General features: G+C 73.1%; 2 protein-coding genes. Both read right to left on the bottom strand.

What is annotated here, in order from left to right:
* On the bottom strand, nt 1–1,485 hold a 1,485-nt coding region (locus ADK86_RS15405; RefSeq protein ID WP_420718853.1), incomplete at its 3' end, for a sensor histidine kinase.
* A gap of 131 nt (nt 1,486–1,616) precedes the next feature.
* On the bottom strand, nt 1,617–1,980 hold a 364-nt coding region (locus ADK86_RS15400; RefSeq protein WP_234345876.1), incomplete at its 5' end, for a winged helix-turn-helix domain-containing protein.

Here is a 1,980-nt window from a genome sequence, read left to right as displayed (position 1 = left end):
CGCCCCGTCCGCCCCCACCCCACCCCACGGATCCACCGGCACCTCCACCGTGAACACCGCTCCCCCGCCCGGTGCGTTGGCCGCGCGCAGGGTGCCTCCGTGGAGCCGTACGTTCTCCATCGCGATGGCCAGGCCCAGGCCGCTGCCGCTGGAGCGGGCGCGGGCGGCGTCGGCCTTGTAGAAGCGGTCGAAGACGTGCGGGAGCGCTTGTGGGTCGATGCCGGGACCCTGGTCGGCCACGTCGATACGGAGCCGTCCCGACGTTGCGTACGCGGTCAGCCGGACCGGCGTACCGCCGTGCCGCAGCGCGTTGCCGACCAGGTTGGCCACGACCACGTCGATGCGGCGCGGGTCGAAGCGGGCCCGCAGGCCCTCGGGGAGGTCGGTCTCGACCTGGTCCTGCCAGCCGCGCAGCTGGAGCGTCTTGCGGAGCGCCATGGCGACGTCGATTTCGTCGAGGTGCAGGTCGGCGGCGCCCGCGTCGAAGCGCGAGACCTCTATCAGGTCCTCCACCATGCGGGCGAGCTTCGTCGTCTCGTCGCTGATGAGGCGTACGGCGTCGGCGGTGTCGGGGTCCAGCCGGGCGGCGTCCTCGTCGAGGACTTCGGTCACGGCGGACATCGCCGCCAGCGGGGTGCGCAGCTCGTGCGAGACATCGGCGGCGAAGCGCCGGGCGTTGGCCTCCATACGGCGCAGTTCGGCGTCGTCCTTCTCCAGGGCGCGCGCCATCTCGTTGAACGTGACGGTCAGATCGGCGAGTTCGTCGCGGCCGGTCACCGGGAGCCGGGTGTCCAGTTCGCCGGAGGTGATGCGTTCGGCCGCCTCCCGCAGGCGGCGGACCGGCCGCAGTACGCGGCGGGCGGCGAACAGCGCGGGTACGACGGCCAGCGCGAGCGCGGGCAGTGCGCCTGCCTGGGCGGCGGTGACCAGGGCGGAGATGTCGGCCTTCTCGTCGGTCAGGGCGAACTCGGCGTAGACGATGAGGCCGGAGGGTTGGCCCTGCTGAGGGGCGGCGGAGGGGGTTGCCTTGGAGCCCGTACGGCCCGCCCCGTCCCCACCCCCGTCCGCGTCCGCGTCCGTGAAGTCCACCGGCATGCCGATCGCCAGCCAGGGCTGCCCGCCCCGGTCCACCCGCTGGAAGATCGGCGCGTGCTGCTCGCGTACGGCCTTGCGCAGACCGTCGGTGACCGCAGCCCCGCCCTTGGCCGCACCGCCCGTCCCACCCGCCGAGGAACCGGCGCCCGCACCCCACGGCCCCGGCACCACCGGCCCGTCCTCGTACTGCGCGTACGTGTGCCAGTTGCGGGAGCCGCCCGCCCGGTCGAGCTGGACGACGAGGTTCTGCAGGTCCTCGCGCCGGGGCGGGAAGGGCAGGTCGGGGCCGAGGGACTGCATCTGGTCGCGCAGGTCGTGCACGGCGGTGTTCTGAGTGCGGGCCAGTATCGCCATACGGGCCTGCCGGAAGGTGAGCGCGGCGGTGATCAGCGCGCTGAGCGCGGAGACGACGAGGAAGCCGACGATGAGGCGGGTACGCAGCCCGCGCAGCCGGGTGTACGCGGCGGCCGGCCACTCCCGGCCCCGCGTCGGCGCGGTCCCTCCCGGGGACGTGCGGGTGCTCACAAGGGTCCGAACCGGTAGCCGAAGCCCCGTACCGTCTGTACGTACACGGGCGTACGCGAATCGTCCTCGATCTTGGCGCGCAGCCGCATCACGCACGCGTCCACCAGCCGTACGTCCCCGTAGAAGCTGTGCTCCCAGACCTGTTCGAGGAGCTGCTGGCGGCTGAAGACCTGGCCGGGCGAGTCGGACAGGAAGAGGAGCAGTTTCAGCTCGGAGGGGGCGAGCACGACGTCCCGGCCGTTCTTGGTGACGAGCAGACCGGCGCGGTCGATGGTCAGCGCGCCGTACGTCACGGAGGAGGACGCGGACGGGGCGGACACGGCATGGGAACCACCGGAAGCCCCCGCGCCCCCGTCCCCC

Source organism: Streptomyces sp. NRRL F-5755, from assembly GCF_001279365.1.
Lineage (GTDB): Bacteria > Actinomycetota > Actinomycetes > Streptomycetales > Streptomycetaceae > Streptomyces > Streptomyces rimosus.
Note: the sequence above shows the minus strand (reverse complement) of the source record. Positions and strands in the feature narration are given on the sequence as shown.